The 20363-nt window shown below is 73.4% G+C and carries 21 protein-coding genes; 12 read left to right on the forward strand and 9 right to left on the reverse strand.

Annotated elements, in window-relative coordinates; genetic code table 11:
- Positions 1-65 precede the first annotated feature (65 nt).
- Positions 66-833 (forward strand): alpha/beta hydrolase, encoded by a 768-nt coding sequence (locus GJQ66_RS01895; RefSeq protein WP_155047670.1) that lies wholly within the window; start codon positions 66-68, stop codon positions 831-833.
- A gap of 7 nt (positions 834-840) precedes the next feature.
- Here GJQ66_RS01895 and GJQ66_RS01900 read toward each other — a convergent pair whose 3' ends face one another.
- Positions 841-1272: a MarR family winged helix-turn-helix transcriptional regulator gene (locus GJQ66_RS01900; RefSeq protein ID WP_155047671.1), complete on the reverse strand. Its 432-nt coding sequence runs from the start codon at positions 1270-1272 to the stop codon at positions 841-843.
- A gap of 258 nt (positions 1273-1530) precedes the next feature.
- The gene (locus GJQ66_RS01905; protein ID WP_155047672.1) at positions 1531-1794 is read right to left on the reverse strand and encodes a DUF6458 family protein; all 264 of its coding nucleotides are present in this window, start codon (positions 1792-1794) and stop codon (positions 1531-1533) included.
- 164 nt (positions 1795-1958) lie between these two features.
- On the opposite strand from GJQ66_RS01905, the gene GJQ66_RS15330 reads away from it, so the two are divergent.
- Entirely contained in the window at positions 1959-2237 is a 279-nt protein-coding gene (locus tag GJQ66_RS15330; protein WP_368732550.1) for a SulP family inorganic anion transporter, read from the forward strand.
- On the opposite strand, the gene GJQ66_RS01910 is transcribed toward GJQ66_RS15330, so the two are convergent.
- Together GJQ66_RS01910 and GJQ66_RS01915 are read right to left on the reverse strand one after the other, a co-directional pair.
- A complete protein-coding gene (locus GJQ66_RS01910; protein ID WP_155047673.1) occupies positions 2119-2997 on the reverse strand; it encodes a DUF1295 domain-containing protein in 879 nt (292 codons plus the stop codon). The genes GJQ66_RS15330 and GJQ66_RS01910 overlap by 119 nt on opposite strands.
- Positions 2998-3013: 16 nt before the next feature.
- A complete protein-coding gene (locus GJQ66_RS01915) occupies positions 3014-4813 on the reverse strand; it encodes a long-chain fatty acid--CoA ligase (RefSeq protein ID WP_368732551.1) in 1800 nt (599 codons plus the stop codon).
- A gap of 178 nt (positions 4814-4991) precedes the next feature.
- Between GJQ66_RS01915 and GJQ66_RS01920 the strand changes: the two genes are divergently transcribed.
- The 5 genes from GJQ66_RS01920 (at position 4992) to GJQ66_RS01940 (ending at position 11310) form a co-directional block, all read left to right on the forward strand.
- Positions 4992-5966 (forward strand): DMT family transporter, encoded by a 975-nt coding sequence (locus GJQ66_RS01920; RefSeq protein ID WP_155047674.1) that lies wholly within the window; start codon positions 4992-4994, stop codon positions 5964-5966.
- Positions 5953-6708: a GntR family transcriptional regulator gene (locus GJQ66_RS01925; protein ID WP_155047675.1), complete on the forward strand. Its 756-nt coding sequence runs from the start codon at positions 5953-5955 to the stop codon at positions 6706-6708. Before GJQ66_RS01920 ends, GJQ66_RS01925 begins: the two co-directional genes overlap by 14 nt.
- Before the next feature lie 48 nt (positions 6709-6756).
- On the forward strand, positions 6757-8823 hold the full coding sequence (locus GJQ66_RS01930) for a copper-translocating P-type ATPase (RefSeq protein WP_155047676.1): 2067 nt from the start codon (positions 6757-6759) through the stop codon (positions 8821-8823).
- A 195-nt stretch (positions 8824-9018) separates the two neighbouring features.
- Positions 9019-10416: an inorganic phosphate transporter gene (locus tag GJQ66_RS01935; RefSeq protein WP_368732613.1), complete on the forward strand. Its 1398-nt coding sequence runs from the start codon at positions 9019-9021 to the stop codon at positions 10414-10416.
- A 57-nt stretch (positions 10417-10473) separates the two neighbouring features.
- Entirely contained in the window at positions 10474-11310 is an 837-nt protein-coding gene (locus tag GJQ66_RS01940; protein WP_368732552.1) for an aldo/keto reductase, read from the forward strand.
- Positions 11311-11323: 13 nt separating this feature from the next.
- On the opposite strand, the gene GJQ66_RS01945 is transcribed toward GJQ66_RS01940, so the two are convergent.
- Positions 11324-11596: a hypothetical protein gene (locus GJQ66_RS01945; RefSeq protein WP_155047677.1), complete on the reverse strand. Its 273-nt coding sequence runs from the start codon at positions 11594-11596 to the stop codon at positions 11324-11326.
- A gap of 117 nt (positions 11597-11713) precedes the next feature.
- Between GJQ66_RS01945 and GJQ66_RS01950 the strand changes: the two genes are divergently transcribed.
- Complete coding sequence (locus GJQ66_RS01950; RefSeq protein ID WP_155047678.1) at positions 11714-12763, forward strand: 2,3-butanediol dehydrogenase; 1050 nt, start codon at positions 11714-11716, stop codon at positions 12761-12763.
- A 3-nt stretch (positions 12764-12766) separates the two neighbouring features.
- On the opposite strand, the gene GJQ66_RS01955 is transcribed toward GJQ66_RS01950, so the two are convergent.
- Entirely contained in the window at positions 12767-13978 is a 1212-nt protein-coding gene (locus GJQ66_RS01955; protein WP_155047679.1) for a hypothetical protein, read from the reverse strand.
- 153 nt (positions 13979-14131) lie between these two features.
- On the opposite strand from GJQ66_RS01955, the gene GJQ66_RS01960 reads away from it, so the two are divergent.
- Positions 14132-14851 (forward strand): hypothetical protein, encoded by a 720-nt coding sequence (locus GJQ66_RS01960; RefSeq protein ID WP_155047680.1) that lies wholly within the window; start codon positions 14132-14134, stop codon positions 14849-14851.
- Between the two features lie 43 nt (positions 14852-14894).
- Here the strand turns inward: GJQ66_RS01960 and GJQ66_RS01965 are convergent, their stop codons facing one another.
- On the reverse strand, positions 14895-15935 hold the full coding sequence (locus GJQ66_RS01965; RefSeq protein WP_155047681.1) for an NAD(P)-dependent alcohol dehydrogenase: 1041 nt from the start codon (positions 15933-15935) through the stop codon (positions 14895-14897).
- Between the two features lie 146 nt (positions 15936-16081).
- Here GJQ66_RS01965 and GJQ66_RS01970 point away from each other — a divergent pair, with 146 nt between their 5' ends.
- On the forward strand, positions 16082-16480 hold the full coding sequence (locus GJQ66_RS01970) for a hypothetical protein (RefSeq protein WP_155047682.1): 399 nt from the start codon (positions 16082-16084) through the stop codon (positions 16478-16480).
- A gap of 4 nt (positions 16481-16484) precedes the next feature.
- Here GJQ66_RS01970 and GJQ66_RS01975 read toward each other — a convergent pair whose 3' ends face one another.
- Together GJQ66_RS01975 and GJQ66_RS01980 are read right to left on the reverse strand one after the other, a co-directional pair.
- Positions 16485-17249 carry a metal-dependent hydrolase gene (locus GJQ66_RS01975; RefSeq protein ID WP_155047683.1) on the reverse strand — a complete coding sequence of 255 codons (765 nt, stop codon included), beginning with the start codon at positions 17247-17249 and terminating at the stop codon, positions 16485-16487.
- The gene (locus GJQ66_RS01980; RefSeq protein WP_155047684.1) at positions 17249-17962 is read right to left on the reverse strand and encodes an NRDE family protein; all 714 of its coding nucleotides are present in this window, start codon (positions 17960-17962) and stop codon (positions 17249-17251) included. The genes GJQ66_RS01975 and GJQ66_RS01980 overlap by 1 nt, the downstream gene beginning before the upstream one ends.
- An 83-nt stretch (positions 17963-18045) precedes the next feature.
- Here GJQ66_RS01980 and coaBC point away from each other — a divergent pair, with 83 nt between their 5' ends.
- Positions 18046-19263 carry a bifunctional phosphopantothenoylcysteine decarboxylase/phosphopantothenate--cysteine ligase CoaBC gene (gene coaBC / locus GJQ66_RS01985; protein WP_155047685.1) on the forward strand — a complete coding sequence of 406 codons (1218 nt, stop codon included), beginning with the start codon at positions 18046-18048 and terminating at the stop codon, positions 19261-19263.
- A gap of 307 nt (positions 19264-19570) precedes the next feature.
- A complete protein-coding gene (locus GJQ66_RS01990) occupies positions 19571-20323 on the forward strand; it encodes a cohesin domain-containing protein (protein ID WP_155047686.1) in 753 nt (250 codons plus the stop codon).
- Positions 20324-20363 lie beyond the last annotated feature (40 nt).

A 20363-nucleotide genomic window follows, 5' to 3' on the forward strand; every position in this document is an offset into this window, starting at 1 on the left:
ACGGCGGGCGGGCGCGAGGCGCCCGCCCGCCGTTCGTTGCGCGTGCGGGGAGGAGAATGTGAGGCATGACCCGCTCCCCGCGCCGCCGCCTCCGCATTCTCGCCTGGACGGGCGGCGCGCTCGGCGCCCTCGTCCTCCTGGCCGTCGCCGGCACGCTCGTCTGGACACAGGTCGGCGTGATGGCGGCCGAACCGGGCCCGCTCGCGGAGGTCACCTCGGACCCCGAGATCGTGTTCGAGGACCTCCCGGAGGCCGTCACGCTGACGCCCACGGACGGCGCCTCGGGAACGGGGCTCGTCTTCGTCCCCGGCGCGAAGGTCGAGGCCGCCGCGTACGCCGCGCGGTTGGCGGACCTCGTGCGCGAAGACGGGGTGACGGTCGTGATCACGAAGCCCGTCCTGAACATCGCCTTCTTCGACCTGCGGCCGCTCGAGACCTTCACGGAGCTTGCCCCGGGCGTAGAGACGTGGGCCGTCGGCGGGCACTCGCTGGGCGGTGTGCGCGCGTGCCAGCTCGCGCCCGATGCCGACGCGCTCGTCCTGTTCGCGTCCTACTGCGCGAACGACCTCTCGGGCAGCGAGCTCCCCGTGCTCAGCCTCGCCGGTTCGGAGGATGGGCTGTCGACGCCCGAGAAGGTGGCGGACGCCCGCGACCTGCTCCCGCCGGGCGCGGACATGGTGGAGATCGCGGGAGCCGCGCACGCGTCCTTCGGCGACTATGGGCCGCAGCCGGGCGACGGGGTGGCGACGATCGACGATGAGGATATGACGGCGCGCGTCACGGACGAGGCCGGCGGACTCCTCGCCTCGCTCGCGAACCGGCCGGCGGGCTGAGCGACGCTCAGCCGCGCCCGCGGAGTTTCTCGGTGAGCGCGTAGAGCGCGGCGAGCTCGTCCGCGGAGAGCACGGCCATGCGGTCCGCGATCCGCTTGCCGTGCTGCACGGCCACGGCGCGGAAGGTTCGCGCCCCGTGCTCGGTCGCGCTGATGAGCGCCCCGCGCCCGTCGTCGGGGTCCGAGCACTTGGTCACGAGCCCCCGCGTCACCATCTTGTCGACGAGGCGCGAGACGCTCGGCTGGCTGATGAGCATGTTCGCCGTGATGTCGCGCAGGCGCGCGGTCTGCTCGGGCCCACGGACGACCGTGAGGAGCACGTCGTACTCCGCCTGGAGGAGGTCGGATCCCGCAAAGTCGCGTTTGACCTCGTCAAAGATCTCGTGCTGGGCGCGAAAGAGGCTCTCCCAGGCGTCAACGGCGAGGCGGCGATCCGACATGCATGCAAGTGTATGCGTCCGGTGTGTCGAAATCGCGAGGCACGCAGAGGGGCCCGGTCGGAAGGACGTCCGACCGGGCCCCATGTCCCTTGCACCAAGAGTGTCCCTGCAATCACATGCCGGTGACCGCCACAGCAAAACGATCACCGTGCTTCGCACTCTATAACGGCGAGGTAACGGCGAACAAGAGCCCGTCGTTACTTTTCCGTTATTCAGGACCGACGCATAAGCGGCTGCCAGGAACCGCGTCGGGCGGGGTCAGGCGAGCGGCTCGCCGTTGTCGCGCGTGCGGCGCTCCGTGATCTGGTCGCCGCTCGCCGGATCCCGCGTCACGCGCTGCTGGGTCACCGTGCTGCGCCGGCGCATGACGAGCACGAGGCTGATGAGGAAGACGACGACGCCGGCCGCCATGAGGATGTAGCCGATGAGGTCGAGGTTGACGGCCCCGCCGAGGTCGACGTTGAGAGCGAAGGCGATAATCGCGCCGATCGCGACGAGCGCGATTCCGGTTCCGATACCCATGAGATGCCCCTTTCGGTAGGCGTCGTGCCGCGGCGCCCGTTCGGGTGTGGCCGGCGCGCGGTGGTGCCACCGTAGTGGAGCCCGGTGCGCGCCGCGAGGGCCCCGTCCGAGCATTCCGGGATCCGTCCGGGTCGATAGAGTTCCCCTCGGGAAGAAAAGGGCACATGCGGAAGCGGTGGGCGGCGTACGTGCGCCGCGACCTCAAGGCGGACACCACGGCCGGGCTCGTGCTGGGCGTGGAGAGCGTGCCCGACGGGCTCGCGTCCGGGCTCTTGGCAGGGCTGAACCCCGTCGCGGGCCTGCATGCGCACCTCTTCTCGGCGCTCAGGGTACCCGCGTCAGGCGCGGCAGGAGCACCGGCGTGCGCTCGCGGTAGGCGACGTAGGCCGGGTCGTCGCCCCAATTCCGCTCCGCCTTCTTCTCGAGCAGGGGGATCCCGCTGACGCGCGTGAGGAGGAGCGTGACGAATAGCGGCGAGATGACGGCGACCCACTGCCAGCCCGACAGCGCGGGGGCGGCGACGAGAAACACGCCGATCCACAGGAGGATCTCCCCGAAATAGTTCGGGTGCCGCGAGCGCGACCACAGGCCCGAGGAGATGAAGCGGCCCGCGTTGCCCCGATCCGCCTTGAACGCCGACTTTTGGGCGTCGGCGACGATCTCGATGAGCATCCCCGCGACCCACACGATCGCGCCGGCCACCCCGAGGGCACCGAACGGCTGCGGCTCGTCGGAGGCGATGGCGATCCAGGCGGCCGAGGCCGTCAGGGAGACCCACGCGCCCTGGAGCACCCAGACGCGGAGGAACCGCACGGGGTTCGCGCGGATCTCGTCGAACCGGTCGTCTCCGCCCGACTCCTGCACGCGCAGGAAGAGGAAGGTGCCGAGGCGCAGGGCCCACAGTACGACCATCCCGCACAGCACGAAGGCCGTGGTTCCCGGGGCGGGGGCGGCCAGGAGCACGCCGATGGACACGGCGGCGAACGTCGCGCTGCCGGTCAGGTCGAAGAAGTGCTCCGTCTGGGCGATCTGGGACGGGATCCACACGAGCACCTGGATGGCGAAGGCGGCGGCGACGGCGAGAGCGAACAGTGGCGCGCCGCCGAGGGTGGCGCCGCCGGCGCTCCCCGCGGCGCCGACGCCCGCGCCGAGCAGGACGGCGATCACGATCGCGACGAGGGAGGCGCGGGTTTCGGAGGTCATTGGGGGCCTTTCGGTGTCAGCGATACAGGGCGTCGACGACGGTCGCGGCCCGGCTCAGGAGCTCGCGCCGCTTGATCTTCATGGTGGGGGTGATGAGTGCCGGATCCGCGAGGTCGACCGAGACGAGGGCGACGCGCCGGACCTGCTCCGCGCCGGAGACGCGGGCGTTGGCCGCGTCGACGAGCGGCTGGAGGTGCGCGCGCAGGTCGGCGTCGGCGACCTCGGTCACGGCGCCGGTGCGGGGCGCGGCCGGGGCGTGGCCGGACCACTCCGCCAGGCCGTCGGGGTCGAGAACGAGGAGGGCGGACAGCGACGAGCGCGCCTCGCCCACCACGACCGCGTGGGCTACGAGCGGGCTCGACGTCACGCGCGCCTCCCAGGCGTGCGGCACCACGGTCTTGCCGGTGCTCGTCACGACCACGTCCTTCAGCCGGCCCTCCAGGATGACGCGGCCGTCGGCGTCGAGGCGCCCGAGGTCGCCCGTCCGGAACCAGCCGCCGACGAACGCCTCGGCCGTGTGCCGGCGGTCGCGGTAGCCCGCGAACACGCCCACGCCGCGGGCGAGGATCTCGCCGGCGTCGCTGATCCGCACGGCGGATCCGGGGAGCGGGAACCCGACGGTGCCGGAGCGGATGTCGCGGGGAAGGTTGCCCGTCAGCGGCGCCGTGGTCTCCGTCAGGCCATACCCCTCGATGACGGGGACCTCGAGGCCGCGGAACAGGAGGGACAAGTGGGGATCGAGCGCGCCGCCGCCCGAGAGGATGTACGCGAGGCGCCCGCCCATGAGAGTGCGCAGGCGGCGGAAGAAGAGGCGGTCGAACGCGGCGTGGCGGATCCGGAGCCCCGCGCCGGGCACGCGCCCCTCCTCCCGCACGCGGCCGACGGCGATGGCGGTGCGCATCGTGGACCGCCACACGGGGCCGAGGTGCGCGGCGGCCGCGCGCTTCGCCGCCGCCTCGCGGATCCGCTCCAGCACGCGCGGGACGACGACGAGGAACGTCGGTCGCAACTCGGCGAGGCTCGGCACGACCTGGGCGGTGTCGGAGACGTGGGCGATGCGCATGCCGCTGGCGAGGCAGATGAGCTGCAGGCCGCGCGCGAGCACGTGCGCGAGGGGTAGGAAGATGACCGTGTTGCCGCCCTCGTGGACGACGTCGCGGTAGGCGGCGGCGATGTTGCGCACCTGGCCGACGAAGTTGCTGTGGGTGAGGACCGCGCCCTTGGGCTCGCCCGTCGTGCCCGAGGTGTAGACGATCGTCGCGGGGTCGTCGGGGCCGGCGTGCGTGCGCCGCCGCTCGAGCTCGGCGTCGACGATGCCGGATCCGGCCGCGGCGAGCGCGGCCAGGTCGCGTTCCCCGGCGTCCATCGTCCGGACTCCGAGCCCCGTGCGGACCCGGCCGATCGCGTCGCGGAGCATCTCGGCCTCCCGCTCACCGCCCCCGATCCCGACGCGCACGCCCGCGTCGGCCGCGATCGCGGCGGCCTGATCCGCGGAGGCCGTGTCGTACACCGGGACGACGACGCCGCCGGCGAACCACACGGCGAGGTCGGCGACCGCCCACCCGTAGCGGCTGGGGCCCATGATCGCGACGCTGTCGCCGGCACCGAGCCCCGCCGCGATCAGGCCCTTCGCGACGCCGCGCACCTCGGCCAGAAACTCCGCGGTGGTCACAGCCGCCCAGGGGCGAACCGGGTCGCCGGTGGGGACGTCGAACGCGGCGTGGGCCGGCGCCTTGTCCGCGCGCCGCACGAGCAGGTCCGTGACGTTCCGGTGGTCCTCGATCGTGGCCAGGGCAGCCGTCGCGCGTTCGTTCACGGAGATCTCCTCCGTTCACGGAGATCTCCTCTCGGCGCGCCCCGCCCGGGGCCGCTCGCGAGAGATTCGGAGCGCCGGCCGAATCGGATGTCGCGTGCTCCGACGGTAGCGGCCGTGCGCGGATATCGGGCGGGGCGCGCGGTGTCGCTACCATGGGGCTCGGCGAAACGGGGGCAGCATGGCGCGGACGGGGCGCGCGACCGGCGTGGTCGCGATCGCGATCACCGCGATCCTGTGGGGCACGACCGGCACGGCCGCCACCTTCGCGCCCGGCGTCGGCCCGCTGGCGATCGGGTCCTTTGCGCTCGGGATCGGCGGGATCCTGCAGGCCGCGATCGCGCTGCCCGTGCTCCGGGCCGAGCGCGCCGCACTGACCGCGCGCTGGCCGCTCGTCGCGATCGGCGCCGCGGGCGTCGCGGTCTATCCGCTCGCGTTCTACAGCTCGATGGACCTCGCGGGCGTCGCGATCGGATCCGTCGCCTCGCTCGCCTCCGCACCCCTCGCCTCGGGCGTGCTGGAGAGGGTCGTCGACGGGCGGGCCCTCTCGCGCAGGTGGCGGCTCGCGGCCGCCCTCGGCGTTCTCGGCAGCGTGCTGCTGTGCGCCGCGAAGCTCGCCGGGGGCGAGGCGTCGCCGACGGGCGCCGCGGCCGTCGCCGCCGGAATCGGGCTCGGCGTCGTCGCCGGCGCCTCCTACGCGACCTACTCCTGGGTGGCGCATACCCTGATCGCCGGTGGTGCGTCGCGCGGGGCGGCGATGGGATCCGTGTTCGGGCTCGGCGGACTGGCGCTGATTCCGGTCTTCGCGCTCACGGGATCCGCGCTGTTCGCCTCGTGGCAGAACGCCGCGGTCGGCGCGTACATGGCGCTCGTGCCGATGTTCGTCGGATACGTGCTTTTCGGCTACGGCCTGACGCGCGTCACGGCGAGCACGGCGACGACCGTCACGCTGCTCGAGCCGGCCGTGGCGGCGGTCCTCGCGGTGGTCATCGTGGGCGAGGCGCTCTCGCCGCTGGGATGGGTCGGGCTCGGGATCATTGCGGCCGTGCTCGTCCTCCTCGTCACGGAGCCTGATCGTGTCCCGGCTCCGGCCGCCCGCGCGACGGCCGGAGGGGACGGCCCCGACCTGAGAGGATCGGACCGTGACGGCGCATAAGTACCGCGCGCTCGCCGATCGGCTGCGCGCGCAGATCCACCGGGCGACGGTCGGTGCGCCCGTCCCCAGCGAGCGTCAGCTGGCCCACGAGACGGGTGTGTCGCGGATGACGGCGCGGCGCGCGATCGACGAGCTCGTGCGCGAGGGCATCCTCACCCGCGAGGCCGGCCGGGGCACGTTTGTCGCGCGCCCGGCGATCCAGGCGCCCATGCAGCTGACGAGCTTCGCGGAGGACATGCGCGGCCGCGGGCGCACGCCCACGAGCACGGTGCTGCACCTCGGGGACGTGCCGGCCGAGTTCGCGCCGGCCGCCTGGTTCGGCGTGGAGCCGGGCGACCCCGTCGTCCTCCTCGCGCGCGTGCGCCTCGCCGACGGCGAGCCCATGGCGATCGAATACAGCCACCTGAGCGCCGAGGCGTTTCCCGGCCTCGAGCGGTTCGATTTCGCGCGGGACTCGCTATACCGGGTGCTCACCGAGGAGTACGGGGCGCGCTTCGACGACGGCGAGCAGACCGTCCGCGCGACGCTCTTTGATGGCGCCGACGCCGCGCACCTCGGCGTCGCCGAGGGCGACGCGGCGCTCGAGCTCGTGCGCCGCGTGTCGTCGTCCGGCCGCCCGATCGAGCGCACGGTCTCGCGCTACCGCGCCGACGCCTTCGAGCTCACCGCGCGCCTCGCGCCCGCGACCGGCGCGTCCGCCGCGGACGGCGGCTCGTTGCGGCCCCGCGCCGCGCGGGCGTAGCCTCGCGCCCGGGGCGGGCCCTCGCCCCGGGACGGAGCGCGCACCACCATGACCTCGCACGAGCACCATCCGAGAGGCGCCGCTGAGCACGGATCCGGCGCCGGACACGAGAACCACGAGGACCACGAAAATCACGACGGCCACGAGGGGCACGACGGCGGCCACGGTGGTCATGGCGGTCACGCGCACCACGTCGCTCGGTTCCGCCGCTTGTTCTGGGTGATGCTGGCGGTCGGGGTCCCGGTCGTGGCGTTTTCGCCCATGTTCGGTCACCTCGTCGGCTACGACGTGCCGAGCGGCCCCGCGTCGTGGGTCGCGCCCGCGCTCGGGACCCTCATGTTCGCGTGGGGCGGATCGCCCTTCCTCGCCGGCGCGGCCCGGGAGATCCGCGGCCGAGCGCCGGGAATGATGCTCCTGATCGCGCTCGCCATCACGGTGGCGTTCGCGGCCTCGTGGGGGTCCAGCCTGGGCCTTCTCGACGCGAGCCTCGAGTTCTGGTGGGAGCTCGCTCTTCTCATCGTCATCATGCTGCTCGGACACTGGGTGGAGATGCGCTCGCTCGCCCAGACGTCCTCCGCGCTCGACAGCCTCGCGAGCCTCCTGCCCGACGAGGCCGAGCGGGTCGAGGGGGAGGAGACCGTGACCATCGCGGCGAGCGATATTGCGGTCGGCGACACGCTCGTCGTACGTCCCGGCGGGCGGGTCCCGGCCGACGCGACGATCGTCAGGGGATCCGCCGCAATGGACGAATCGATGGTCACGGGCGAGTCGCGCCCCGTCTCGCGCGGCGAGGGGGACGCGGTCGTGGCGGGCACGGTCGCGACCGACTCGGGGATCCGGGTCGAGGTCACGGCGATCGGCGACGACACGACGCTCGCGGGAATCCGGAAGCTCGTCGCGGACGCGCAGTCCTCGTCCTCGCGCGCGCAGCGCCTCGCCGACCGCGCCGCCGCCTGGCTGTTCTGGTACGCCCTCGCGGCCGCCGCCGTGACGGCCGTCGTGTGGTGGGCGCTCGGCCGCCCGGACGCCGCAATTGTGCGGACCGTCTCCGTCCTCGTCATCGCCTGTCCGCACGCCCTCGGCCTGGCGATTCCGCTCGTCGTCGCGATCGCGACGGAGCGAGCGGCGAAGGTCGGCGTGCTCGTGAAGGACCGCACGGCGCTCGAGACGATGCGCCGCGTCGACGTGGTCGTCTTCGACAAGACCGGCACGCTCACGGAGGGCGCGCCGCGCGTCGTGCGCGTCGAGGCCGAGGATGAGGACGCGGTGCTTGCGCTCGCCGCGGCCGCCGAGTCGGATTCGGAGCACCCGCTGGCGCGCGCCATCGTGCGGGAGGCCGAGCGGCGCGAGCTCCGCCTCGCGCCGGCGGAAGAGTTCTCGTCGGAGCCCGCCCTCGGCGTCCGTGCGGGCGTGGACGGGCGAGAGATCCGAGTCGGCGGGCCCCGTCTGCTCGCGGAGTCGGGGGTGTCGGATCCGGGCGGCGAGAGCGGCCGCGCCACGCGCCTGTTCGTCCTGGACGACGGCGCCCTCGCGGGGGTCCTGTCCCTCGAGGACGCCGTGCGCGATTCCTCGCATGGCGCCATCCAGGCGCTGCACGACCGCGGCGTCGAGGTGGTCATGCTCACGGGCGACGCGGAGGACGTGGCGGCCGCGGTCGCCGACGAGCTCGGCATCGACGACGTCGTGGCGGGCATTCGCCCCGAGGACAAGGCGGGCGCAATCCGCCAGCGGCAGGAGGACGGCCGGCTTGTCGCGATGGTCGGCGACGGCGTGAACGACGCGCCGGCGCTCGCGCAGGCCGACGTCGGCATCGCGATCGGGGCGGGAACGGATGTCGCCATCGCCTCGGCCGGTGTCATCCTGGCCAGCTCGGACCCCGCGGGGGTGTTGAAGGTGATCGACCTCTCGCGCGCGAGCTATCGCAAGATGGTGCAGAACCTCTGGTGGGCGGCGGGGTACAACCTCGTGGCCGTCCCCCTGGCGGCGGGCATCGCGGCGCCCGTCGGCTTCGTGCTCCCGATGTGGGTCGGCGCCGTCATGATGTCGGCTTCGACCGTCGTGGTCGCGCTGAACGCGCAGCTGCTCCGCCGCGCGCCGCTCGGCGCCCGAGAGTGACGCGAGGGTAAACGGTTCCGGGGGTCGCGGTCGCGGGGGATTCAGCTCGCGGCCGGGGCATTCGACACGCACTCCCAGCGTTCGGCTACCTGTTGTTAACCTGACGTTTATCGCGCGTTCTTCGTCGAAGCGTGGCATCACGGATGGCGCCGCTCGGCGCCGAGATCACAACCCCAGGGAGCATTCGCGGTGGCGATCGAGACCCCTTCCACCCCCGCCCGCGACGACGCGAACCCGCGCGACGATCGGCACGCCGACCGGTGGTGGCACGTCACCTTCGCGGGGCTCCTCGCGATCGCCCTCGTGGCCTTCACGCTGTGGTCCTTCGGGTGGGTGTCGGCGGAGACCAACCGCATCCTCCTCATCACGGCCGTCGTGTTCGGCATCTTCATGGCGTTCAACATCGGCGGCAACGACGTGGCGAACTCCTTCGGCACGAGCGTCGGGTCCGGCACCCTGACGATGAAGCAGGCCCTCGTCATCGCCGCGATCTTCGAGGTCTCCGGGGCGGTGTTGGCGGGCGGATCCGTCACGGACACGGTCCGTAGCGGCATCGTCGACCTCTCGGTCGTGTCGCAGCGCCCCGAAGACTTTGTGTTCATCATGATGTCCGCGCTCCTGGGCGCGGCCGCGTGGCTGTTCATCGCGACCCGCATGGGGTGGCCCGTGTCCACGACCCACTCGATCGTGGGCGGCATCGTGGGCGGCGCGGTCGCGATGGGAATCTCTACTGGCCTCGGCGGCTTCGAGATGGTGCAGTGGGGGGAGATCGGTCAGATCGCGGCCTCCTGGGTCATCTCGCCGCTCCTCGGTGGCGCGGTCGCGTTCGGGGCGTTCTGGCTGATCAAGCGCCTCATCCTCGTGCACCAGGACGATTCGGCCGAGGGCATGCGGGCGCTGCGACGCTGGGGCCCCGTCTTCGCCGCGGTGGGCGCCGTCGTGCTCTCGGGCATGCTGCTCCTCAAGGGCCTGAAGAACCTGCACCTCGAGATGAGCACGGCCGTGACGGTCGTGCTCGTCGTCATGATCGGCGTCGCGGTATGGCTGGTCGTACAGGTGTTCGCGACCTCGTTGCGGAAGAAGAAGTTCACCAAGGCGTCGTTCACGTTGTTCGCGTGGATGCAGGTCTTCACCGCGAGCGCGTTCGCCTTCAGCCACGGCGCAAACGACATCGCCAACGCCGTCGGCCCCTTCGCGGCCGTGCTTGACGTGCTGCGCACCGACGTCGTGGGCGAGGAGGCGGTCGTGCCGCTGCCGATCCTGTTGACCTTCGGCGTGGCGCTCGTCGCGGGCCTGTGGTTCATCGGCCGACGCGTCGTGACGACCGTCGGCAAGAAGCTCACGGAGATCCACCCCGCGTCGGGCTTCGCGGCCGAGCTCGCGGCCGCGTCCGTCGTCATGCTCGCGTCCATGCTGGGGCTGCCGGTCTCGAGCACGCACATCCTCATCGGCGCCGTGCTCGGCGTGGGGCTCGTCAACCGCGCCGCGAACTGGGGCCTCATGCGGCCGATCGGGCTCGCGTGGATCGTGACGTTGCCGGCCGCCGCGGGCATCGGCGCCGTAGGATATCTCGCCCTCAGCGCGATTTTCTGACCCGCGGGCAGCGGTCGCCGATACGCTCGAACCACACCCCGTCGAGAGGACCGCCCCGTGGCTATCTCCATTCCCCGCATCACGCTCAACGATGGTGGCTCGTTCGCCGCGATCGGACTCGGCACCTACAAGCTCACGGGCGAGGAGGGGATCGCCGCGGTCGCCGCGGGGATCGACGCCGGATACCGCGTGCTCGACACGGCCGTCAACTATGGCAACGAGCGCGAGGTCGGCGAGGGCGTGCGCCGCAGCGGCATCGACCGTGACGAGATCGTCGTGACGACGAAGATCCCCGGGCGCCACCACGGCTTCGACGAGGCGATCGCGTCGGGCCGGGAGTCGAACGAGACGCTCGGGCTCGGGCACATCGACCTGCTCCTCATCCACTGGCCGAACCCGAGCATCGACAAGTACGTCGAGACCTTCCGCGGCATGATCGCGCTCCAGGAGGAGGGCATCGTGCGGTCGGTGGGCGTGTCGAACTTCACGGAGCCCATGCTCGAGCGCCTGATCGAGGAAACGGGCGTCACGCCGGCCGTGAACCAGGTGGAGCTCCACCCCTACTTCCCGCAGGCCGACCTGCGCGCATTCCACACCTCGCGCGGGATCCGCACCGAGAGCTGGAGCCCTCTCGCCCGGCGCAGCGAGCTGCTCGCGGAGCCCACGGTCGCGGAGATCGCGGACACCCATGGTGTAACGCCCACGCAGGCCGTGATCCGCTGGCACGTGCAGTCGGGATCCACCCCGATCCCCAAGTCGCAGAACCCCGCGCGCCAGGTCGAGAACGCCGACGTGTTCGGGTTCGAGCTGACCGACGCGGAGATGCACCGCATCGACTCGCTCGAGCGCGGGCGGCTGTGGGACGGCGACCCCGACACGCACGAGGAGATGTAACGGCGCGGCGGGATTAGCCGCCGTGCAGCGCGACCGCCATCAGCCCGATGATCGCGAGGGCGCCCGCGCCGAGGATCGCGCCGCCGACGGCGGACCACGCCCCCGCGGCCCGGCCCTGCTCGTGCCGGCGCACGCCGGCGATGCCCAGCACGACGGCCGCGACCGCGGGGGCGAGCGCGACGAGCTCGCCGATGACCGGCACGACGGCAAACAGCACCGCGACAAAGCCGAGCGCGAGCGAGGCGAGGCCGGGCCCGTTGGCGCGGCGGGAGGGGTCGTGGTCCACCGTTCGATCCTGCCGCATGCGCGCACGCGCCACGGCCTTTCGACACGCGTCGGCCAGCGGCAGAATCGGATCAAGCGGGCGGCCCCATCGCCCGTCACCACGTCGAAAGGACATCCGATGCGCGCTGCGCTGTTCCACGCGAAGGAAGACCTCCGGATCGAAGACGTCCCGGAGCCGTCGCCGGGCCCGGGTCAGGTGAAGCTCCGCAACGCCTTCGCGGGTATCTGCGGATCCGACCTGCACATCTATTACGCGCCCGAGGCGTCGGGCGTCGACCTGACGCAGCCTCACCCGCTCACGGGCGCGATGCCGCCGCAGATCCTCGGCCACGAGTTCTCCGGCACGGTCGTGGAGCTCGGCGAGGGCGTCGAGGGCCTCGAGGTCGGCGACGACGTCGCGGTGTGGCCGGTGTACCACTGCGGAACGTGCGCGGCGTGCCGGCGCGGCATGCCCAACGCGTGCTCGACGATCACGTTCCACGGCATCCAGTCCCACGGCGGCGGGATGGCGGAGTTCACGACGGTCGACGCCGCGAAGGTGCACCGCCTGCCCGAGGGCGTCGACCTGACGATGGGCGCGCTCGTGGAGCCCATGTCGGTCGCCTGGCACGCGGTCACGCACAGCGGCGTGGAGCCGGGCGGATCCGCGCTCGTCCAGGGCGCGGGCCCCATCGGTATCGGCGTGTGGTTCGCCCTGCGCGCGCAGGGCGTCGACCGCGTTCTCGTGTCGGAGCCGAGCGCCGAGCGGCGCGCGATCATCGAGCGCCTCGGGGCGACGACGGTGGATCCGGTCTCCGGCGACCTCGCGGCCGCGGTGGCCGAGCTGACGAACGGCGAGGGCGTCGACGCCGCCTTCGACGCGGCCGGCGTCGGCGCGGCGATCTCCGCGGGCGTGGCGAGCCTCGTGCAGGGCGGCCGCCTCGTCGTGGTCGCGCTCCACGAGCGCCCCGTCGACTTCCTCCCGACCGCCCTCGTCATGCGCGAGACCGAGGTGAAGGGCGTCCTCGGCTACACACAGGACGACTTCGCGGCGGTCATCGACGCGATGGCGGCCGGGAAGTACGACACGACCGGGTGGGTCGAGAAAGTCGGGCTCGACGACGTCGTGGGCGCGATCGCCTCGCTCCGCGGCGGCAGCGGCGCGAAGATCCTCGTCTCCGCGCGCTGACCGCTACCGGCGTAGCCGCGCCCGCACCGCGACGCGGATCCGGCGCGCGAGCTCTTCCGCGAGCTCGCGCGTGCGGATCTGCGCCGTCGCGGCGCGCACGGATCCCTCGCCCGTCGCGCCGGGCTCGGGCGCGCGGAAATCCCACCCCCGGCCCGCGGTCGACGAAACGGCCCCCACCGCCACCGCCTCGGCGACGGCGGCGGGGATCGCCTCCGGCCGGAGCAACTCGGCCGAGGGGACGGGGGTCGCGAGCTGGTCGACGTCGCCGACGACGTGGACGCCCGCGGCGCGGATCCGCTCGGCCTGCCCCCGCGCGATCTCCTGCGCGCGCTCGACCGCCCACGCGGGCGGCAGAATCCGCGTTTCGCCCGGCCCGGGGGAGTGGGCGTGGAGGAGGCGCGCGACGGATCCGTGGCGCAGGGCTCGCACGTAGTCGCGCCAGGGGAGGCCACCCCCGGCCTCGATCGCGGCGTTGACGCGCAGCACGAGGTCGGCCTCCTCCCACGAGAAGCTACGGTTCTGGGCGAAGTCGTCCGGCTCGGCGTCGAGGGCGCCGCGGGACAGGACGAGCATGTCCTCGAAGGTCTCGGGAACGCGCGCGCGATCGTCGCCGTCGAGCACGATCGCCGTCACGCGATCCGCCCCGACGGCCGCGGCCCAGCGGTCGATGACGCCGGCGACGTTCGTGCGGCGCCGGAAGCTCGGCGTGACGCCCTCGACCCCCGTCGGCCCGTCGAGGACGGCCCGGAGCCACGCGTCGAACGGCATCGCGAGGCCCGACTTCAGGTACTGCTGCCAGGAGGACGCCAGCAGGGAGGCCGTGCCGCGCAGGGTCACGACCACGTGGACGGGCCCGCCGAGGTCTTCGACGAGCTCGGATATCCGGCGCGCGTCCGCCGTCGCGCAGAACTCGTGGTCGAGCCACACGCGGTCCCCGCCCGCGCCCCGGACCTCGCGCGCGAGCGCGTCCCAGTGCCGGCGGTCGGGCACGGCGGATCCCTCCCCCCAGCCCCACACGACGCCGAGCTTCGCGAGGAGCCCGGCGCGGTGGTTGATGTCGTCGCCCGGGTAGAGCACGCCCTCGGCCCGGAGCGCGGCGCGGCGCCGGGCCGCGGTCGTCTGCAGCGCGGTCGTGCCGGTCTTCGGCATCCCGATATGCACGAGGCGCGCGCCGGGAGCGATCGGGTCGTGGCGCGTGCCGGGGGTCGTGCGCATCGGCGGATCCGTTCGTCGGGCGGTCGGTGGAGCCCAGGATATGGCCGCGCGGCTATGCCCGGCGTGTGCGCTCCGCCTGGGAACAGCCCGCGAAAGGCGGCCCGCGGACCCGCTCGCGGCGCCCGGCGCGGATCCCGCCGGGAGAATCTTTCCATGGCGAAACGGCGCGGACTCGTTCTCGCGGCCGGGGCGGTCGCGCTCCTCGGCGGCGTGGGCGCGCTCGGCGCGCTGGCGGTGTGGGGGCTCGTCGCCCTCGTCGCGCCGGCCCCGGTCGAGGTGCGCCCCGCGGGCGGCACGGGAGCGGAGCGGCCCGCCTTCGCGCGTCCCGCCGAGGCGGGGGACGAGGCGTGGGTGGCGGACGCCGCGCGCGCCACGGGGATCCCCGAGCGCGCGCTCGCCGCCTACGCCGACGCCGACAGGTGGGCCCGCCGCGAACTCGGCTGCGCGGTCGGGTGGAACACGCTCGCGGGGATCGGGTGGGTCGAGAGCCATCACGGCACGCTGCAGGGCGGCGCGGTGGACGCGGACGGCGTCGCCCGCCCGCACATCCGCGGCATCCCGCTCGACGGGACGAACGAGACCCTGGCGATCCCGGACACCGACGGCGGCGCGCTCGACGGGGACGCCGAGTGGGATCGCGCGGTGGGGCCGCTGCAGTTCATCCCCGAGACCTGGCGCATTTGGGCGTCGGCGGGGGCGGATCCGCACAACATCGACGACGCGGCGCGAACCGCCGCGCGCTATCTCTGCCGCCTCGACGGGACCCTCGACACGGAGGAGGCGTGGATCCGCGCCGTGCGCTCGTACAACGACACGTTGGACTACCAGCAGCGCGTCGCGGCGGCCGCCTCCCGCTACGCAGACGCGGCGTAGCGGGGATCGGGTCCCGGGCGCGCGCGGCGCCCGGGACCGGGGATCACAGCGTGGCCGTGTCGATCACGAAGCGGTAACGGACGTCGCCCGCGATGACCCGCTCGTACGCGTCGTTGATCGCCTCCGCGCCGATGACCTCGACCTCGGGGGCGATGCCCTGCTCCGCGCAAAAGTCGAGCATCTCCTGCGTCTCGCGGATGGATCCGATGTTGGATCCGGCGAAGGATCGCCCGCCCATGATGAGCGAGAACACCTGGATCGGCAGGGCCTCGGGCGGGGCGCCGACGTTGACGAGCGTGCCCTTCGGGCGCAGCGTCGCGAGGTAGGCGTTCATGTCGAGCGCCGCGCTCACGGTGTTGATGATGAGGTCGAACGTGCCGGCCAGCCCGGCGAGCGCGCCCTCCTCGCCCGTCGCGACGTGCCGCGACGCGCCGAAGGCGAGGGCGTCCTCGCGCTTCGCGTCGGTGCGCGAGAGCACCGTGACGTCGGCGCCCATCGCGACGGCGATCTTCACGGCCATGTGGCCGAGGCCGCCCATGCCGACGACGGCGACCTTCTTCTCCGGGCCCGCGCCCCACCGCGCGAGCGGCGAGTAGGTCGTGATGCCGGCGCAGAGGAGGGGGGCCGCGGCCTCGTAGGGGATCGACTCGGGCACCTTCAGGACGAAGCGCTCGTCGACGACGACGTGCGTCGAGTACCCGCCCTGCGTGATCGTGCCGTCGCGATCGACGGATCCGTAGGTCTGCGTGTTGCCGTTCTCGCAGTTGTGCTCGTCGCCCGCGAGACACTCGGCGCACTCGCCGCACGAGTTCACCATGCAGCCGACGCCGACGCGGTCGCCCACGGCGTGCGCGGTGACCTCGGAACCGACCTCGACGACCTCGCCCACGATCTCGTGGCCGACAACCTGCGGGAAGGAGATCGGGCCCCACTCCTCGCGGATCGTGTGAATGTCGCTGTGGCAGATCCCGGCGTAGCGGATCGCGATGAGCACGTCGCGCGGGCCGACGTCGCGGCGCTCGATCGTGAGGGGCTCGAGGGGGGAGGTGGCGCTGTTCGCGCCGTATGCAGTGACAGTGAGCATGGGGTCTCTCCGGTCGTCGCGATAAAGGGCGGGGATTCCCGCCCGCACATAGCGTGCCACGGTGGCGCGCACGCGGGGCCCGCGCCGGGGGGTTCCGCGATACCCCCCGTCGCGCGCCGACGCCCGGCGCGCGACAACGTCGGCTCGTGCACGAGACCTCCCTCCTGGTCGAAAACCTCCTGTCCGTGTGGTGGATCGGTCTCGCGGCATTCCTCGGCCCCGTCCTGGCGATCGCGACGCGGCGCGTGATCCCGGACGTCGTCTGGCTCCTCGCCTTCGGCGCGATCATCGCGCTCGTGCGCGGGCTGCCCGTGTTCCTCCGGGAGACCTGGTCGGATACCGGATCCGGCATCACCGGGTGGCGGCAGCGCGCCGCGCTCGGGCTCTACGCGTCGACGGGCCTGCCGATCATCGTCGCCGTGACCCAGATCGCCGCGCAGGAGGGGCTGATCTCGGACACGGCCGCCGCCGTCATGGTCACGGGCGGCGCCGTCACGGTGCTCGTGTTCCCGCTCGTCGCGTCGCGGCTCGCGCGCACCCCGTAGCCCCTCAGGCGAAGGCGGGCGCGGCGAGCGCGATCACCTGCGCGCCGGCTCCCCACAGCGCGTAGGCCGCGAGGCCCGTGGTGAGCAGCCACTCGCGCCAGGAGCCGGCGTTCCCGAGGAGGGGGAGGGCGAAGGATCCGCGGCGCGGCCACAGCCGCGAGATGAGGAGCGTGCGGCGGAACGCGACGGGCCGGCGCAGCATGAGCGGCCACAGCCACGGCACCCCGCCCGTCGTCAGCGTGTCGCCGACGAGGTGCGCGAGGTACCCGACGCCGACGCACGCCGCGAACCACCCGAACTCGTCGGGGAAGAACCACATCAGCCCGCCGGCCGCCCCGATGCCCACGAGCCAGGCCGCGAACCAGCCCCGGGCGAGGCGGAGGCACTTCGTCCCGATCGCGATCGACGCCGCGGCGCCCACCGCGGGGCCGACGGCGAGCTCGACGCCGAGCGCCTCCGGGACCCACGTGAGGAAGGACAGGGCGATCGCGGCGCAGGTCGCGGCCATGAGCGCGACGAGCGAGTGCATGCCCGCGCGGTGGCCGCCCGTGGCGGTGCCGACCGCGCCCGCGAGCACGCGTCCCCCGGGGAGGCCTGCCGCGATCGTGGACGACGGGTGGTCGATGTCCGGCAGCAGGGCGGCGCCCGCGCACACGGCCGCGCCCGCGAGGACTCCCACGGGATCGAGTGGCGCCCAGCCGAGGCCGGGCGCGGTCGTCGTCACGGCGATCCAGGCGGCCGCGCCCGAGATCGCGTGGCCGTAGCCCATCACGCGAACTGCACCGGGGAGAACCGGCCGGGCGTGGGGAACTCGGCGTAGCGGACGTCGGCGCGATCCGGCCACACGCGGGCGACGCACGCGAGGGTCGACAGCGTGGGGACGCCGTGCGGGCGGTTGTCTCGCACGATCGACCGGTCGTCGCCGGGGCCCCACCGGGCGGTCTCCGCGAGCACGTCCAGCCACGGGGCGTACCAGGCGTCGTCGTCCGCGGTGTCGGCGGCGGCGAAGACTCCGAGCCACGCCGCGATGCGCGCGCTGCGCGGGTCGTCGAGGTCGTCGTGCGCGACCATGTGCGTTCCGGGCGCGGCGACGGCCTGCCGCGCGCGCAGTCCGTCCCAGGAGCGCACGCTCGCGGATCCGTCCGCCACCGTCACGAGGTTGAAGCCGCGCATCCGAGAGCGGTCGCACAGGGGGTGACCCGCCACGGCGTCGAGGGCGACGGATCCGCGCGACGCGATGTGCTCGGGCGAGACGGGCGGGTCGCCCGCGCGGTTCAGCAGGACCGCGACGCGGCCGGCGTCCGGCCGCGCGGCGAGCCACGCGCCTCCCGCCCTGCGGTCCTTCACGCCCACGACCGCGGGCAGCTCGGGCCACGACGCGCCGAGCCGGTCCCAGGGGCGAGCCGGATCCTCGTCCCGCACCGCGAGCAGGTCGATGGGGGCGCCCGGATCGGCGGGGACGCGGAAGACGACGGTGCACATGGGATCGGCTCCTGGGTGGGGCGACGAGGGGACGTTGCGATTCTCGCCGCCCGCGCGCGGGAGTGTGCTGAGAAGATGGGGGCATGTTCGTCGTCGTCGGGGTCACGGGCGGGATCGCCGCGTACAAGTCGGTGCAGCTGGTGCGGCTGCTCGTGAAAGACGGGCACGAGGTGCACGTCGTGCCGACCGAGGCCGCGCTGCGCTTCGTGGGCGCGCCGACGTGGGAGGCCATCAGCCGCCACCCCGTGACGACGAGCGTGCACGAGGACGTCGCGCAGGTGCGCCACGTCGCGCTTGGCCAGCGGGCCGATCTCGTCGTCGTGGCGCCCGCTACGGCGCACACGATCGCGCGCATGGCCGCCGGCCTCGCGGACGATCTCCTCGGCACGACGTTGCTCGCCACGGCCGCCCCGGTCGTGATCGCGCCGGCGATGCACACCGAGATGTGGCAGCACCCCGCGACGCAGGCGAACGTCGACACCCTGACCTCGCGCGGGATCCACATGGTGGGGCCCGTGTCAGGGGAGCTGACGGGCGGCGACAGCGGGCCGGGCCGGATGGCCGAGCCGGAGGACATCTACGCGGTCGCGGTCCGCGAGCTATCCGGCGGATCCTCCGGCGCCGCCGGGCAAGAGTGGTTCGTCGCCGCGGGCGGCACGCGCGAGCCGCTCGACCCCGTGCGCTTCCTCGGCAACCGCTCGAGCGGGCGCCAGGGGATCGAGGTGGCCCGTGCCGCCGCGCGGCGGGGCGCGTCGGTCACGCTCGTGGCCGCGAACGTCGGGGCCGAGGTGCTCGCGCCCGTGGTCGGGGAAGCGCGGATCCGCGTCGTCGAGGTGTCGACGACCGACGAGCTGCAGCGCGCCGCCGAGGAGCATGCGCCGCGCGCGGACGTCGTCGTGATGGCCGCCGCCGTCGCCGATTATCGGCCCGTCGACGTCGCGGACGTGAAGCTCACGAAGGAGACGGCCGACGGCATCCTCCGCCTCGAGCTCGTGGAGACGCCCGACATCCTCGCGGGCCTCGCGGCAGACCGCCGCCCGGGCCAGACGATTGTGGGCTTCGCGGCCGAGACCCCGCGGGCGGGGGAGAGCCTCCTGGACCGCGCCGCCGCGAAGCTCACCCGCAAGGGCGCCGATCTGCTGGCGGCCAACGAGGTCGGATGGACGCGCGGATTCGAGCGGGACGACAACCACCTCCTCGTGGTCGGCACGGGGTCCGCCGTCGTCGCCGACGTGGCCGGGACAAAGCGCGAGACCGCCGACGCGCTCGTGGCGGCGATCCTCGCGCACCGCGCGGGCTGACGCGCGCCCAGGGGGCGTGTGTGCTGGAGGGTTCCGCCCGCGTTCGGATCGCGCGTATGCACGTTCGTGAGCGCTGAGAAGGTGCGTGTGCGCGACCTGGAAGGATCCGTCGGCGTGCGCGTCGCCCATGTGCGCGTTGACGCGGCCAGGACGTGCGTAGGCCCTGGCCTCCCGCGCCCAGGAAACACATTGGAAAACTATAGGGAGCGGCGCGGAAATCTGGCGCTGACAGAGTGCGAGCATCCCGATCCGCGCGCGGCATACCCGTGCCCGCGGATCTCTCCTGCCTGAAGGGAACCCTCCTCGCGTGTCCACACCCCTGCTCGTGCCCCGCGGCCGCCTCGCGCCCGCTCTGGCCATCGGCGCGCTTGTCGCCGGATCCGTGGCGGTGGCGCCCGCCGCGTACGCGGCCGCCCCTGACATCACCGGCCTCGCTGTCTCCGCTGTGTCCTCCGCCGAGATCGGCGAGGAGGTCGCCGTCGATGTGACCGGCGACGCCACCGATCTGTTCGCCTACGAGATCACGGTCGATTTCGACCCCGCGCTGCTCGACTACGTCGGCGCGACCTGGCCCGACGGTGGTGTCGGTGTCGTCGACGAGACGTCCGGCGAGGTGACCGTGAGCTACACGCGCCTGGGAACCTCGCCCGGGCTCGAGGGGGAGGGGCTGACGCTCGCGAGCCTGCAGTTCGAGACCCTGGCCGCCGGTGAGGCCGCCGTGACCGTCTCCGGTGCCACGGCCGTGAGCTCGACGACCGAGACCGTCGCCCTCGACGCCGGCGCGAGCGCCCGCATCGCGATCGCGGCCGAGGTCCCGCCGACCGTGGAGCCGGATCCCGAGGACGACGTCGTGGCGTCCCCGACGCCGTCCGTGGCCCCCGCAGGGTCGGGGTCCGACGACGACGGCGCCGCGAGCGCCGGCGACGAGGCCGCCGCGTCCGACGATCTTCTCGCGACGGGTGGCGACAGCGGCGCGTGGATCCTCGCCGCCGGCCTCGGCGTCGCGATTCTCGCGCTCGGCGCCACGCTGCTCGTTCGCCGACGGGCGGTGCAGCGATGACCGCCGACCGCCGCACGATGCGTTCTTCGACCCCCAGGAG

Source organism: Microbacterium sp. ZXX196, assembly GCF_009709595.1.
Lineage (GTDB): Bacteria > Actinomycetota > Actinomycetes > Actinomycetales > Microbacteriaceae > Microbacterium > Microbacterium excoecariae.